The 15327-nt window shown below is 45.1% G+C and carries 12 protein-coding genes; 5 read left to right on the forward strand and 7 right to left on the reverse strand.

What is annotated here, in order from left to right; translation table 11 throughout:
* Nucleotides 1-280: 280 nt before the first annotated feature.
* The 3 genes from MBO_RS01835 (at nucleotide 281) to MBO_RS01845 (ending at nucleotide 5489) form a co-directional block, all read left to right on the forward strand.
* Complete coding sequence (locus tag MBO_RS01835; RefSeq protein ID WP_036362575.1) at nucleotides 281-1153, forward strand: LysR family transcriptional regulator; 873 nt, start codon at nucleotides 281-283, stop codon at nucleotides 1151-1153.
* Between the two features lie 144 nt (nucleotides 1154-1297).
* Nucleotides 1298-3760 carry a hypothetical protein gene (locus MBO_RS01840; protein WP_036362576.1) on the forward strand — a complete coding sequence of 821 codons (2463 nt, stop codon included), beginning with the start codon at nucleotides 1298-1300 and terminating at the stop codon, nucleotides 3758-3760.
* Nucleotides 3761-3776: 16 nt separating this feature from the next.
* Nucleotides 3777-5489: a hypothetical protein gene (locus tag MBO_RS01845; protein WP_036362579.1), complete on the forward strand. Its 1713-nt coding sequence runs from the start codon at nucleotides 3777-3779 to the stop codon at nucleotides 5487-5489.
* Nucleotides 5490-5685: 196 nt separating this feature from the next.
* On the opposite strand, the gene accC is transcribed toward MBO_RS01845, so the two are convergent.
* The 7 genes from accC to yajC all read right to left on the reverse strand — a co-directional run bounded on the left by accC (nucleotide 5686) and on the right by yajC (nucleotide 12827).
* On the reverse strand, nucleotides 5686-7038 hold the full coding sequence (gene accC, locus MBO_RS01850) for an acetyl-CoA carboxylase biotin carboxylase subunit (RefSeq protein WP_036362582.1): 1353 nt from the start codon (nucleotides 7036-7038) through the stop codon (nucleotides 5686-5688).
* A gap of 7 nt (nucleotides 7039-7045) precedes the next feature.
* Nucleotides 7046-7474, reverse strand: a complete 429-nt coding sequence (gene accB, locus MBO_RS01855) for an acetyl-CoA carboxylase biotin carboxyl carrier protein (protein WP_036362592.1) — start codon at nucleotides 7472-7474, stop codon at nucleotides 7046-7048.
* A 264-nt stretch (nucleotides 7475-7738) separates the two neighbouring features.
* A complete protein-coding gene (locus MBO_RS01860; RefSeq protein WP_036362594.1) occupies nucleotides 7739-8353 on the reverse strand; it encodes an LOG family protein in 615 nt (204 codons plus the stop codon).
* A 32-nt stretch (nucleotides 8354-8385) separates the two neighbouring features.
* A complete protein-coding gene (locus MBO_RS01865) occupies nucleotides 8386-9288 on the reverse strand; it encodes a DMT family transporter (RefSeq protein ID WP_036362598.1) in 903 nt (300 codons plus the stop codon).
* Nucleotides 9289-9377: 89 nt separating this feature from the next.
* Nucleotides 9378-10520 carry a protein translocase subunit SecF gene (gene secF, locus MBO_RS01870; RefSeq protein WP_036362601.1) on the reverse strand — a complete coding sequence of 381 codons (1143 nt, stop codon included), beginning with the start codon at nucleotides 10518-10520 and terminating at the stop codon, nucleotides 9378-9380.
* 9 nt (nucleotides 10521-10529) lie between these two features.
* Complete coding sequence (gene secD, locus MBO_RS01875; RefSeq protein ID WP_036362605.1) at nucleotides 10530-12407, reverse strand: protein translocase subunit SecD; 1878 nt, start codon at nucleotides 12405-12407, stop codon at nucleotides 10530-10532.
* A gap of 93 nt (nucleotides 12408-12500) precedes the next feature.
* Nucleotides 12501-12827, reverse strand: coding sequence for a preprotein translocase subunit YajC (yajC, locus tag MBO_RS01880; RefSeq protein WP_036363174.1), 327 nt, complete (start codon nucleotides 12825-12827; stop codon nucleotides 12501-12503).
* Nucleotides 12828-13186: 359 nt separating this feature from the next.
* Here yajC and MBO_RS01885 point away from each other — a divergent pair, with 359 nt between their 5' ends.
* The gene (locus tag MBO_RS01885; protein ID WP_227712645.1) at nucleotides 13187-14314 is read left to right on the forward strand and encodes a CNNM domain-containing protein; all 1128 of its coding nucleotides are present in this window, start codon (nucleotides 13187-13189) and stop codon (nucleotides 14312-14314) included.
* Nucleotides 14315-14444: 130 nt separating this feature from the next.
* On the forward strand, nucleotides 14445-15005 hold the full coding sequence (locus MBO_RS01890) for a hypothetical protein (protein WP_227712646.1): 561 nt from the start codon (nucleotides 14445-14447) through the stop codon (nucleotides 15003-15005).
* Nucleotides 15006-15327 lie beyond the last annotated feature (322 nt).

Genomic DNA, 15327 nt, shown 5'->3' on the forward strand with positions numbered 1-15327 from the left:
GATTTTAATAAATAATTATAAAAAAATTGACGGCTGTTTGACCTAATACGTGAAAATTATTACTAAATCCTTACAAAATACGTGGATTTGTTTCGATTTATGCAAAAAATATGTATAAATTGTTTACTAATTGCACATAATCTCTGTTATAATATACATTTGACTGGTTTGTGTAACGGGGAAATTAAGGTAAGCGTATAGAGATTTTGGCAGATAACCAAAACAGCATCATAAAAGCCAGCCTGCCCTGATGGATTTGGAATAACTTTGAAGGTCGAGTATGTTAGATAATTTGCGTGGTATGGCAGTTTTTGCCAGCGTGGTGCGGCATGGGTCTTTTAGTGGTGCTGCCAAAGAATTGGGTATTACAACAAGTGCTGTCAGTCAGCAGATCCGCTCTCTTGAATTGGATTTGGGCGTGGCGCTACTACATCGCTCAACGCGAAAACTAAGCTTGAGCGAAGCAGGTGAAAGCCTTTATACCGCTGCCTTGCAGATGGTAAAAGCGGTTGAGCAAGGGCGCGACAGCGTTAGTCAATTAAAGGATGAGATTGCAGGCAGTCTTCGTATCGCAACATCGCCAGAGATTGCGCGCGAATATCTGATTTCTGCGCTGAGTACGTGGCTTGACGAGCATGAGAACCTGTCTTTGAATTTGATCGCACGCGGCGAAGAGCTTGACATGATTGAAGATCGCATTGATTTGGCGGTTGTGTTAGAAGAAAATCCGCAAGGTGTAACACTGACTAAAGTCAAGCAGTTGTTGCTTGCATCGCCAAGCTATCTAGATGTGCATGATGCCATCGGCGCACCAAAAGACCTGTCATCACACGTCTTCATCACCCATGGCGACAAACAAAACGAAAATCTAGAATTTCAAAAAGGCGAGGATAAATTTAGCATCCGTGTCTCGTCACGCTTGATGAGCAACAATCAAGCCATCGCGCTTGATTTGGCAGCAGCGGGTTATGGCATCGTTAAGTCAAGCGAATTGAATGCTAAGGCACTCATCGAGTCGGGTAAATTGGTGCCAGTGCTTGCTGATTATCAGCTGCCAACACTGACCTTAGGCGCATCTACTGTCGCCAAAGAGCAGATGCCCACCAAAGCAAAAAAATGCCTCGAAATGCTCATTGCTTATTTTGACAAATAAATCTAAAAAGACCTTGATTGCCTAAGGTCTTTTTTGTTGCTAATAACTGTGAAATTTTTATCTCAATCGTTTAAAAAATTGTCGCATTTACGTCATATTTTAGTATAATTGAGTATCATTTTTGATGAAGATTAGGGAATAACGATGAAAATAAGCCAATCAAGTGGTCGATTTAAGACTTTATTGAAGCCTTGCGTGCTATTGGTAGGTGCAGCGATGCTGGTCGCTTGTCAAAATACCAGTACGTTCAGCGATTCAAATGCCGCCAATATGGCACAAGCCAATTTGGCGAGCAGTCATGCTGCTGATGCCCGTGCATTATTTAGTGATCAGGTATCATCGCCCATCGTGCGTAACAAGGCAATGCTGACCGAAGCACTGGCGGCGCATTTATCATCAGAAAGACATACGTTAGGCACGTATCACTATAAGGCAGTAAGCATCGGCAACCCTGATGGTGTCGATGCTTCGGCAGATACTTTGCTCGCCAGCGCGATTAAGACCTACGAACACAAGACCAATCAGGACATTCAAGGCTACGAGCCAGATTATTATCGCTCAAGCACGGATTATATTTACGCTGATAGTGATAGCATGGATGATAGCTTGTCCGAGCTGCCTTATCTGCGCTATGATGATGAGCAGCTGGGTCGCACACCTGATAGCACCGTAACACGAGGCGAAGGTTTGGTGTTTGAAGGCGATTATCATACCAAGCGTAGTCTGGCGAACAGTGCGATTAGCGGGTTCCATAGCTGCATTGCCTTAGCTTCATATGAAATTGATGATTTGGTACGAGATGAGCCAAATATTAGCATAAGCAAGCAAGCGGTAAAAGGCCAACTAAAAGCCATCAGTGATTGTCAAAAAGTATTTAACCAGTCCGTTGAAGATGAGAAGTTGTTATCAGGCTCTGGTTATATCAGTTCCGATGTGGCGCATTTCCGTGGCTGCGCGCTGAATTTCGACAAAGGCGTTCGCCAAGTTCTTGCACCAAATCGCCAAACCAAATCTTACGATGACGACAGCTATGCTTATTATAATTTGGTGTACATGGATTATTTTGTGTGCAATGAAGTGGATAATTTTAATCGCGCGCTTGAGCCATGGGATTATCTGAATCAGACTTCTGAACAAGATTTGAAATTAATCGCTGCTCGAAAAGAGTGCGCATTGACACATCAGGCAGGAGTGCAAAAGCTATTCGCGCGTGGTAAATCATACGATAAAAACAAAGAAGAGTTCGCTGATAATTACATCAGCTATATCAATTGTGTTGATGGCTCCATTAAGGATAATACCGATAAGGATTACAACCCTGAGCCGATTAATGAGCTATCAGAAGTATCTGTCCGCACGTCAGAGCAGTATTCAGCCGTGCATGGTTATGGCAGCTATGATGATTACGAACCACAATCTCGCATCTCATCATGGTTCGATGCCTATAAGAGTATGAAAGCTGCACAACAAGAAGGAAGAAAACCTCGCCTGCCGGCGGGTCAGATGCCGAACATTTTTGGTAGTGTATTAGGCAGCATGCTAAATCATATGAAAGTATCACCTGAGCAGGTGCTCGCTCAGAATCTGTATCGTTATAATAACACAGCGCTGACCATACTTAGTCACCATCGTCCGCAGCAGCGCCAAAGCAAGATGCTGTATTCGATGGATTACTACTCTCCCACCGCCGAGCAGTCGATTCAGTTGCCTGTTCTGTTAGACTTCGAACATTCAAAAGCCAAGGCAGATGTCGCTGCACTATTGCCGGTCATCGCCATGCTCACCCCAAAACATGCACCCTTACCCAATGAACTGCCTGATCAAGAGATAACCTTTACACTACCAAATGATCTGCATAATCAACTGCCGATGACGGTGATCTATGATGCGACCCAAAAAGGCGTTCTAAATGCCTTTAATGAGCTTGATGGCGATCAATTTACCGCTATTGACATCAGCGATGATAAATTTGCCAAAGATATTGGAGCGAGTCGCGCTATTAAGGTGAATTTTGACGCGTATGGAACGGGTCAGTTCATGGGTGTAATCATCAAGCACATTGGCAAAGCCTTAAAATCATACGTTGATGCACATCCTGAAGTGTACGAACAGGGCGACAAAGGCGATAACATCAAGCGCGCCATTGACGACTTGGCGATCATCAATGACGGCTATCACACGCGTGATCTGGGCGGTCTGATGCAGATCATTGAAGGTGTTTTACCCGTGGACTTTCATCAGGCGAATTATTTTTACCTGAATCGCCAAGGCAAAATCGTTGGCATGCAAGTGATTGGTAGATTTGATGATGCGATGCAGCAGATTCGCGTTGAGACTGTGGGTCAGGTGCGTTATTCTAACATGCCATTTGAGCATCCATTGAATGACAAATTTGCGAATAGCTTTAGCACAGCAGAAGAATTTGATGGTACGGTTTGGCTGTCAGACATCAGTCAAGAAGCCAAACTTAAAAAACAGGCATTAGAAGAGCGACTGTCTTATGAAGAATCATATGATGAGTACGGCGATGATGATCTTTATGATGATGAAGGCGCAACCAACGCAGCTCAAGCAGCTACTGCCGCTGCGCAATATAGCCAAGACTAAATAATAAGGACATATGATGACTTTAATGAAATTTACACCCTTTGCGATCGCTGTGTCGCTTGCCTTATCAGCTTGCACCACAACAGGACAAAGTGCGCTAACCCCTGAAGAATCCAAAATGCCCACCGCGCCAGATGCCAAATCAGCATTAAGACAAGCAATTCAATCTCAGCTGCGCTCATCTTTTGATTATCAAACGACGGTCTACGCCTCCAATCATATTCGCCGTGATGCATTGGCGAATGCCACGCCTGAGCAGCTATCTGCCGCTGACAACATGATGAGAGTGTGCGAAAATGAACACGAAGAAGCGTACATTGCGCTATTAAAATCAGAACCGTCTGACGATTTAGATGATCAAAAACAAGCCATTAAAAAGCGCTATCTATCATGTGTAAGTGATCAATATGGCGTGGATGCTTACGAGAGCTTTGATTTTGAAGAGTTTTATCAACAGTCTAAAGACTTAACTCCTGAAGAGATGAGAGAGGTACTTACCACTGCCATCTCTGCTCATGCAGAAAGCCAAAAGCTAAAATTCCAAGAAGTCAATTCTGCTAAGCATGACGGCAATCACACCGCACTTGATGTCAAGAAAGCCAAGCTGTTGAACGAATATCTCATCAAGCCCACCAAGGCTACGATTGTGGGGCGCTATCAGCCGCTATCTGGCATAATCACTGCTTTGCCAAGTGTTGAATATCATTCTAAGAATCTCAATATCGCCATGAATCAGCCGATTTACGTTGATCTAAAAGCAGGAATCATTTACCTGTGGGCGGACAATTTCGCGTTGGCGAACAGTAATCTGGCTGACAAGAATCTTGGCGATAAATGGCATAATAAATGGCTTGCCATCCCGCTAAATGACGGTAGCCTGCCTGAGGGCTTTGCCAAAGAATTCATCCGCGCCTACCTTAACGCCAAGAAAGAAAGCTTCCAAAGCCTAGATGATGCATCCATCAAGCAAGTCTCTGCGCAGGCGCTATACGACTTGCCGTTCTTTGAAGAGAATGTCAATGACACAGTGAAATCTCGCATCAACGACAGTACGCGCATCATTCAAAATGCACCAACTGCCAAGGCACGAGCCTATAGCCGCTATATCTTCGCTGACACATTGTATAATGATATCACTGCCAAATACCCGCAGCTTCAGAATGAACCGACTTATCATGAGTACGACTTGATTGATGGTGAAAGCAGCATCAATGTGAGCGCACCCATCGGTCAGAGCCAGGATGAAACAGACACTACTGATAAGCTAAAATTCAGCAGCGAAAAATTCATGGGCTTGCTACTAAGCATTCTAAGAGTTCAAATTGACGGCTATTATGACAATCTAAATCAGTCAGGGTCAGCAGCTGAAGAAAGCGAGGTGTCTTCATATGCGCCCGTTTGGCATTACGGCATCAAATCAGGTCAGATCAACTGGATACATTATCGTCATTATCTGACTAAGCAAATCAAACAAGGTCAGCTCGCTAAAGATGTGATCTCTGCCAAAGAGCCGATGTTTGTGGATGTATTTACGACCATCAATCCTAAGGCCAGCCATGACTTTGATCGTCTGCCAAGTCATCTGCGTGTGCCAAATGCTCAAAATAGCGTAAACGTGTTTGAGTATGGTAACGAATTCATTGAACGCCTAAAGTCCAGCGATGATAAATATCGCCAAATCATGCTACAGTTGCTAATGGGGGCAGAAGATGCGCAGGAAGATCATTAATCGACGCAGACAACGACCACATCCCGCCAAGCTAAGAGCTACTCGCTTGGCAAGGCGTAATATTCGCCAGCAACATCTTATAGCGAAAAGACGTCAGCTCTGGCGCTTTATCTTTATCAAAAAAGTGGTTTTGATCGAAGGTTAATTCGTTGTAACTTGACAAATAAATAAGGGTGCCGGTCGCACCCTTATTTGATTATTTGCTGTCTTGTGGCTTTAGCAGATGATTTTCTAGATAATGAATGTTTTGTGCTTCATTAACAAAATTCTCATCTTGAAGAATAACATCGCGATGTAGTGGAATGTTGGTCTTGATGCCTTCGATGATCAGCTCATCCAATGCGTGCAATGTCTTTGCAACGGCTTGACTGCGTGTTTGCGCATGGCAGATCAGCTTACCAATCATTGAGTCATAGTAGCTAGGGATGTTATACCCTTGATACAGATGACTATCAAAGCGTACGCCAGAACCGCTTGGTGCGAACAGATTTTCGATCTTGCCAGGGCAGGGCATGAAAGTCTTAGGATCTTCCGCATTGATACGGCATTCGATAGCATGACCGCGGATGGTGATCTCGTCTTGATGATAAGACAGTCCATAACCTGCGGCGATTTTTAATTGCTCAACGATGATGTCAATGCCTGTAATCATCTCAGTAACAGGGTGTTCTACCTGAACACGTGTATTCATCTCAATAAAGAAGAATTGACCGTCTTCATATAGAAACTCAAAGGTGCCCGCACCGCGATACTTAATCTGCTCACAAGCGCGCACGCACGCATCTAGAATTGGCTGTCTGATGTCATCAGGTATGCCAGGTGCTGGCGCTTCTTCTAGCACTTTTTGGTGGCGCCGCTGTAGCGAGCAGTCACGATCGAACAGGTGTAGGGCATTACCATTGCCATCGCCAAGTACCTGAACCTCGACATGGCGAGGGTTCTTTAAGAATCGCTCCATATATACGGTATCATCACCAAAGGCGCTTTCAGCCTCTGCCTTGGCAGCTTGTACTTGGTTGATGAGTTCTTCGAAGCGTTCTACCACACGCATGCCACGACCACCACCGCCAGCTGCTGCTTTTACGATCAGCGGAAAGCCGATGTTCTTAGCCTGCTCTTCGGCGTTGTGTAGAGTGATTGCGCCAACAGAGCCTGGCACAGTCGGCACGCCCGCTTTTTTCATGGCGTTAATGGCTGATACTTTGTTACCCATTAGGCGAATGTGATCAGCATGAGGACCCACGAAGGTCAGGCCCGCTTCTTCTACTTTCTCAGCAAAGTCAGCATTCTCCGACAAAAAACCATAACCAGGGTGAATCGCATCCGCGCCAGTCACTTCAGCAGCTGATAGGATGGCATTCACGTCAAGATAACTTTGAGAAGAAGGGGCGTTACCGATGCATACCGCTTCATCTACGAATCGCAGGTGCATGAGATCTTTATCGGCTGTCGAGTACACGCCCACAGTAGAGATGCCCAGCTGCTTACAGGCACGTACGATGCGCAGGGCGATCTCACCACGGTTTGCAATCAATAGTTTTTTAATCATGATTCACCTACGCTTTGTAGCGGATGACAGGCTGACCGAATTGTACCACGTCGGCATTATTTACCAGAATCTCTTCGATGATGCCGCTTTGGGTGGCTTCTAATGGGTTCATGATTTTCATCGCTTCGATGATACCTAGCTGGTCGCCTGCCTGGACTTTCTGACCGACTTTAACGAACGGAGGATCATTTGGGCTGGGTGCTGAATAGAATACACCCACCATTGGCGAGGTTTCAACTTTGCCGCTCGGTGCCTTTGGTGCGGTGGCCGCTGAAGGTACAGCAGGTGCGGCTGTGGTTGCGACAGGTGCGGCGATGGTCTGTACAGCGACGTTACGGGTTAGATTCACGTAGTTATCATCATGACCGTATTCAAGATTGACCAGATCTTTTTCTTCCATTAAATCAATGAGTTCACGAATTTTTTTGATGTCCATAGCCATCACCTTTTAACAATGGGTTGAAATTAAAAAGTTAAATAACACCGTTTATTGTAACAAATTTTTTCAAAAACGCCTAGCGTAAAACTGGGAGTGCGTCATTTAACTTGCTAAAAATTGTTCAAAATGCGCCAACAAACACGCAAAAAAACAGATTGAATATAGTGTACATTCGTTTTATTTTATTGCAAGTGTTTTTTGTATGAATTTTGATGATTTCATCAAAAAATGCTCAATTTTTAGCAAATATTTCATCAAGAATTACCAAGTTGGAATGTCTTGTTCGCCCAGCCAACTTGGGCGTACCCATTTGGGCGCATCTTTAAATTCAAAGTTTGCCATTTGCTTTAATAATTCTGCAGGATCATCAGATACACAGATCAGATCCATGTTCGACTGCGGCATGAAGCCTTCATCTGCGCATCGCTGCAGTGTCTCTAAGAACGGTGTAAAAAATCCTTTGGTGTTAAGAATGCCGATTGGTTTGGCGTGCTGACGTAGCTGTAGCAATGACAGCACTTCATAAAGCTCCTCCAAGGTGCCAATACCACCTGCCATGGCGATGAATCCATCAGCAAGCTCAATCATCTTGTATTTTCTGGTTGCCATGTCAGGTGTCTCGATTAATTGGGTTAATCCTAGATGAGCAACTTCTTTTTGCTTTAAGAATGTAGGAATCACGCCCGTCACTGTTCCGCCATGCGCTAGGGTAGCATCTGCAATGGTGCCCATCAGACCTACTTTACCACCGCCGTAGATGAGGTGCATGCCTTGGAAGGCCAGAGTTTTGCCCATCTGCTTGGCCGCTTCGTAATAATCGGGTGTCGTCCCGAAGTTTGAACCGCAGTAGATGGCGATGTTTTTTAGAGTGTTCATATAGCCTCCTATGATTAAGATGGTTTTTTAAATTAAGAACGATTGAGCCAGCGCCACGGCTGTACCGTGCCAAGCCCCATGCCAATGAGACCGAGCACCATGACCGTGCTAAGTGGTTCACCCAGCAGTGGTACAGCGAGCAGGGCAGACATAAAGGGCGCAAGTGACGATAGCCCGCCCGCCTGAAAAGCACCCAATCGCGCGACCGCCATGGCATAAGTAACTGTGGCAACAATCATCACCAGTACGCTATGAAAGATGCCTTGTATGCCTAGGTGAATGATGCTTGCGTTCGGCGAAGAAAATCCAATAAAAAATGCATAGATCGGCAAATAAATAATCGCCGACCAAAAGACCGTACTACACATCGCTTGCCATGGAGTTAGTTGCCATTCTCTAAGTAGGACGCTAAAGCCCGCCCAGCAAAAAGCACAAGCCACAAAAATCGCATCACCGGTATTGAAGTGATACGCGCCTGTCATGATCATTGTCGTCATCGCCAATAAAGTCATGATGATGATACCAAGTGCGATTTTGGTGTTGTGATCCGGCTTAACCCGAAAGAATGCCCACAGTAGCAGCGCAGTCGCCACAGGAATCATACCATTTAAGAATACAGCACCGTGAACCACAGGCGCAAGAGCAAAGGCGGTATAAACCAGACAGCTATACCCAGCACCACCCATTAGCGCTAGGACAACAGATCGTCTCGACCATAGGAATTGCCAGTCTTTTTGATGGTGGATGACCGGCAGTAGAATCAATGCAGAAAAGGCAAAGCGCATGGCGATCACATCCCAAGGCGAGATTTGCCATGCCACGGTGACTCGTGATAGCAGGCTAAAACTTCCCCATACACACATGGTAAGTAGCACCAGAAGATAGCCTTGGGTTCTTTGTGATAATTGGTTAAATGAATGGCTTGGGCGAAGCATGATTGTATTAATTTGAATTTTTATTATTTGTTTAAAGTATTATACGCCAAAAAGACAAATCCCCAAATATGGCATTTGGGGATTTTTGATTAGTCTTTGGCATTTTGAAGTTCGGGATCGGCGAATACCACCACCTCTTCTTCAAATTCAGGCTTAACCTGTACGACAAAGTCCTCTCGAGACAAACCCATGCGCAGCGGGATTGAGCTGGCAACATAGATCGAAGAGTAAGTACCTGCAATCGTACCGACAAACTGAGCCAGTGCAAACCAGAACAGACCATCACCACCCAAGAATAAGAGCGCAAGCACCACCACGAAAACGGTTCCTGTGGTCATGAAAGTACGTCTTAGTGTTTCGGTCAGTGACAGGTCAACTACTTGATAAGGCGTCAAACCACGAACACGGCGGAAATTCTCGCGAATGCGGTCATAGACAACGATCGTGTCGTTCACCGAATAACCAATCAACGCAAGAACGGCCGCTAGCACGGTCAAGTCAAATGGCCAACCAAAAATAGCAAACAAGCCACACACCACGATCACGTCATGAAACAGTGCCAGTACCGCACCCAAAGCCAGCTTAAACTGGAATCGGAGCGATACATAGACCATCATGAGCAACAGCGCCAAACCGATGGCAAGTAATGAATTTAGATAAATTTCATTACCTACCTGACTGCCAATGATGTTAATGTTCTCAACACTGGCAGGATTTGATGGTAAGTTTAATGCTGAGGTTAGCGCTTGGCTAAGACCTTCAGGGTCTTGGGTATCCTGAGGTGGTAGGCGAACCAATAGTTCACTACGCGTACCTAGATACTGTACAACAGCATCATTAAAGCCTTGCTGCGATAATGCACTGGCAACTTGTGCCTGCTCAACAGGCTGACCATAAGAGACGTCAGCCGACACACCACCGGTAAAATCAAGACCAAGGTTTAATCCCTTAACTGCGATGGCGACCACACTTGCAATCACCAGTAGCGCTGATAGGATAACCATCGGGATCTCAAGCTTCATGAATGGCAGGATGCGACGGTTGCCAATCAGCTTGGCGCCACCTGCTTTTTCAGCGGCTTCATCAACAGCGATGATGTCTTGATTGGCAAGCGCTTCTTCGTTCGCACGAGCATTACTGCCTTTACCATCGCGGCGTGGACCACGGCGACGACGCGCCTCTTTAGCATTTAGTTCGTCGTGGTTATCGATTGGATTATTATCATTTGTCATCATATACTCCTAACCGATGCTGATTTTTGTCAAGTTTTTACGATAGCCATACCAAATCTGCATGAGTGCACGCGTCACGATGATGGCGGTAAATAAAGACGTGATGATACCAATGGCAAGCGTAATCGCAAAGCCTTTGACAGGGCCTGTACCAACCGCGAACAAGATAAACGCTACCAATAGCGTGGTCATGTTACCATCTAAAATGGAGCTAAACGCACGGTCAAAACCTGCCACGATGGCTGATTTGGCTCTGGCGCCTGCGTCAATCTCTTCACGAATACGCTCAAAGATAAGTACGTTAGCATCGACCGCCATACCCATGGTCAATACGACACCGGCAATACCTGGCAGTGTCAAAGACGAGCCAATGATTGACATGATGGCAGCCAGCATGACAATGTTAAAGGCAAGCGCAATACTGGCAATCACACCACAAGCGCGATAGAAGACGATCATCCACAAGAAGACGAGTAGATAGCCGATTTTTGAGGCGAATAGACCCTTATCGATGTTGTCTTGACCCAATGATGGGCCGATGGTACGCTCTTCAACGAAATACATTGGTGCAGCCAGTGCGCCAGAACGAAGCAGTAGGGCAAGCTCATCAGCCTCGGCAGTAGAGTCCAGACCGGTAATCACAAAAGATGAACCTAGTACAGCATTAATCGTCGCACGGTTAATGACACGTGTCTCAGAATATGGCGTACGAACTTCTGTCGTCTCTCCAGTCTGAGGGTCGGTCTCGTAGCTTACGCGCTGTTTGTTTTCAATGAATAGCACCGCCATTTGTTTGCCTACAGCAGGAGCTGTAGCGTTTTGCATCAGCCTACCACCTTGAGTGTCAAGGTTGATCGATACTTGTGGGCGGCCATTTTCATCCAGACCTGCTTGAGCGCCTTGAACTTTTTCACCAGTAACGATGGGCTGGCGATTCAAAAGTATAGGCGGGCCATTTAAGTCACCAAAAGGATAAGCTTCGGTGCCAGCAGGCGCAATGCCACCGGTAAAGCTATCAGTGTCATCGCTCACCATGCGAAATTCTAGGTTTGCCGTGCGACCAAGTACACGCTTAGCTTCAGCGGTGTCTTGTACACCAGGCAGCTCAACGACGATGCGGTTAGCGCCTTGTGATTGAACCAAAGCTTCAGCGACACCAAGCTCGTTGATACGGTTACGCAGGGTCGTTAAGTTCTGACCCACTGCATATTCATTAATCTCATTAAGACGAGCTTCGGTGTAGCTTAGTTGTAGTGCTGCGCCTTCGGTATCAGCCAAAGGACGCAATGTGAATTCGTTTGCCATCTGGGCTTGTAAGATGCTCTGTGCGCGATCACGAATGTCATTGCCATTGAACACAAGCATCATACCATCTTCGGTAGTACGTAGGCTTTTGATGGCGATCTTGTCGGCGCGTAGGGCGCGTCTTGCGTCTTGGCTTGCGGTTGCTAGGCGTTGCTCTAGGGCTTTTGCCATGTCCACTTCAAGCACGAAGCGCACACCACCACGCAAGTCTAGACCTAGCTTCATCGGTTTTGCGCCGATGTTACGCAGCCATTCTGGGGTGGTTTGGGCAAGGTTTAGAGCGACGACGTAGTTCTCACCCAATTCACGGCGCAGAACTTCTTGAGCTTTTAATTGATCTTCGGCGGTTGATAGACGCACCAAAGCGCTATTATTACTAAAGCTGCCGCCATGATGGCTAAGTCCTGCTTTATCGAGCAGTCCTTGAGATTCGTTTACAACATCTTCTGTTAATTGCACGCCAGCCGATGCACCAGTAATCTGTACCGCAGGCTCATCAGGGTATAAATTAGGCAGGGCATACAAGCCAGAAATGACGAGCACTACAGCGATAAGTATGTATTTCCAAGCAGGGTAATGCATAGGTTTTTCTTATGGTTAAGGCGCAATTTAGCGTTGCGCAAAATTAAAACAATGAAAAAAAACAAAACCTGCCAAAGCAAGTCTTGTTGTTGCTTAGATATTGTCTATTGTACCAGCAGGTAGAACGCTGATGACGCTTGCACGTTGAACTTTAATAGAGTTGGTCGGGTTTAAAGCGATGACCGCATAATCACCCTCGATTTTGGTGATTTTACCCATAAGACCCCCGGCAAATACCACTTCATTACCCGCTGCTAAGCTATCTACCATCGCGCGATGTTGTTTTCTTTGCTTTGATTGTGGGCGAATAATTAGGAAATAAAAAATCGCAAAAATAGCCACCATTGGCAGGATTTGCAATAGGGCGTTTGGTTGTGCTGGGGCAGCAGCTGCGTGTGCGCTGGTGATGAATAATTCCAACATATTATAACTCCTTCAATAAAAAAATGAGTGAATAAAAGGCAAAAATAACGCATATCATATCACAAAAATACCTTATAAAACCATGTAATTTCACGGATAATCTGAATGATAGCAGGTGATTTTTCTTAGAATCAGACCAAGCTTGCCAGAATGTGCGCCAAATCATTTCACGGCATTTAAATTTAAAAATAAGCAAGGTTTTGAATCTTTAAAGGATTTTTATAAAAATACCATATAACAATGCTTGCAGTTGTGGTGATTTTGGCTTAATATTACATTTCCATTTTTATTAATTTCCCTTTATGCCCCGTCACCGATCGCGCTTTATCCCTTATTTTCTTATTTTTAGTCTTTGTTTGCCTTTGGCTGCCCATGCCAATCAAAGTGCACAAGTCGGCACGACCAACATCATTTTGCTTGTGTTTTTTATTTCCTTATCTTTGGTCGCATCATTTATTTGTTCAATTTCAGAAGCCACGCTTTTGACGATGACGCCATCTTATGTTGATACTCTTCGAGAAGAAGATCCAAAAGCTGCAGCGCTCTTGGAGGATGTTAAGGTCAATAACATCGAGAAATCCATCTCATCTATCCTTACATTAAATACCATCGCGCATACTTTGGGTTCGCTTGGTGCTGGTGCGCAGGCGACGATCGTCTTTGGCGATGTGTGGTTTGGTGTGTTTAGTGCGGTGATGACGATTGCGATTTTGATCGGTACAGAGATTATCCCAAAGACGCTAGGCACGACTTACTGGCGACGTTTTGCCATTCCGGTGGCGTATTATGTGCGCGCGATTAATTTTGTATTAATGCCGATCGTGTGGTTCGCAGAGAAAATCTCTAGGTTGGTGACGCGTGGTAATACAGAATCGACTTTTAGCCGTCATGAGTTCATCGCGCTTGCCAATCAGGGTGAGAGCTTGGGGCAAATGAGTGAGCTTGAGACGCGTATTATTAAGAACTCTTTGGCGCTTAGCATGATTAATGTCGAAGACATCGTGACGCCACGTTCTGTGATCGTGGCATTCGATGAGACGATGACGGTCGGTGATATTTTTGCCAATCATCCTAAGCTACCGTTTTCTCGTTTTCCGATTTTTAGTGAAGATTTGGACGATACTACAGGTTTTATTCTAAAGTCTGACCTGCTCATCGCCAAGGCCAACCAAGAAAATCACACGCCGATCAAGCATTTCAAGCGTGATATTAATTTTGTGTTTGCTAAAATGAAGCTGTTCGATCTGCTTGATCTTATGCTAAAAGAACGTGTTCATATCGCGTTGGCTGTGGGTGAATTTGGCGAGGTCAAAGGTCTGGTAAGCCTCGAAGATGTGCTAGAGACGCTATTGGGTCTTGAGATTGTTGATGAATTCGACCGCGTGGATGACATGCAGGCATTGGCACGTCAATTAATGGATCGCCGCATGAATCGCATCGGGGCCAAGCTTGAAGAAGTTGAACCATTGGATGATGATAAATAGAGCAGCACACATTAAGCTCTTAAAAATGCAACAAGTTGTTACAATTAGCCATGATTGATTAAAGGTAATTTGCTATCTTTACCTTATCTCGTCACACCGACGATAATAATTCATCTACATGAGGTGCAACATGAGCATCAAGAACGATAAAAAAACTTACCTAAAAACAGGCATGAAAATCGGCGCATTCGCCACTGCGATTGCGGCGGTGACGAAACTACCCATGAATGAAGTTAGCCGTTCTATGGGACTTGGCTTGATGGCAGCATTGGGTGCAGCGACATTAATCAGTGCGCCAGCCCATGCGATCAGCGAATCATCTGTTCAAGCTTATGCTGCTGCCATGAATCAAGCAGCCAATAGCCAAAACATCGGGCAAATCTCACGCCTTATCTCTGATGAAGTCATTATCTCTTTGACTCGTAACGGCAAAACTGCCAACTTAGATAAGAATGGCTATCTACAGCTCCTCCAAAAAAGCTGGGCAAAATCAAACAATTACCGCTATAACATCGGCATCAGTGATGTGGTGATCACAGGTAACCAAGCCCGAGCTCAGGTAGTGACCACAGAGACGTGGACAGAAAATGGCAAGCCTGTTAAGCTTATCACGACATCGAGAGCGACACTGTCAGAATCTGGTTCTAATGCGGTGCTAATACGTTCGGTATCTCAGATAACGATTAACTGATTTTTGGTGTTGTGAGTTGATGATGCTACTGCTCAAAATATAGTTATTTTTTCAGATACTTTACCGTCAGTGGTGTTTTGTAAAATAAGCACGGCTGACGGTATTTTTATGGTAAATTTTTGATTTGATGGTTGATAATGCACAAAAAATCAGGCATTATTAAGCAGTTATTTTCACATTGTAAGGTTTGATGTTTGCTTGGGTTGTACTAAGTGATAATCTACCGATGTTTATATCGCCTGAGTGCTGATTTATGTTATGCTTGGGTGGATAAATTATTTGTAAAATATGGAATTTTATTCATTATTTTTTTATTTTATGT

The organism is Moraxella bovoculi 237 (genome assembly GCF_000696305.2).
GTDB classification, from domain to species: Bacteria; Pseudomonadota; Gammaproteobacteria; order Pseudomonadales; family Moraxellaceae; genus Moraxella; species Moraxella bovoculi.

What these genes read in the sequence shown, in the direction of transcription:
- MBO_RS01835 (WP_036362575.1), top strand. Translation starts at nt 281, where the DNA reads ATGTTAGATAATTTGCGTGGTATGGCAGTTTTTGCCAGCGTGGTGCGG.
- MBO_RS01840 (WP_036362576.1), top strand. Translation starts at nt 1,298, where the DNA reads ATGAAAATAAGCCAATCAAGTGGTCGATTTAAGACTTTATTGAAGCCT.
- MBO_RS01845 (WP_036362579.1), top strand. Translation starts at nt 3,777, where the DNA reads ATGACTTTAATGAAATTTACACCCTTTGCGATCGCTGTGTCGCTTGCC.
- accC (WP_036362582.1), bottom strand. Translation starts at nt 7,038, where the DNA reads ATGATTAAAAAACTATTGATTGCAAACCGTGGTGAGATCGCCCTGCGC.
- accB (WP_036362592.1), bottom strand. Translation starts at nt 7,474, where the DNA reads ATGGACATCAAAAAAATTCGTGAACTCATTGATTTAATGGAAGAAAAA.
- MBO_RS01860 (WP_036362594.1), bottom strand. Translation starts at nt 8,353, where the DNA reads ATGAACACTCTAAAAAACATCGCCATCTACTGCGGTTCAAACTTCGGG.
- MBO_RS01865 (WP_036362598.1), bottom strand. Translation starts at nt 9,288, where the DNA reads ATGCTTCGCCCAAGCCATTCATTTAACCAATTATCACAAAGAACCCAA.
- secF (WP_036362601.1), bottom strand. Translation starts at nt 10,520, where the DNA reads ATGACAAATGATAATAATCCAATCGATAACCACGACGAACTAAATGCT.
- secD (WP_036362605.1), bottom strand. Translation starts at nt 12,407, where the DNA reads ATGCATTACCCTGCTTGGAAATACATACTTATCGCTGTAGTGCTCGTC.
- MBO_RS01890 (WP_227712646.1), top strand. Translation starts at nt 14,445, where the DNA reads ATGAGCATCAAGAACGATAAAAAAACTTACCTAAAAACAGGCATGAAA.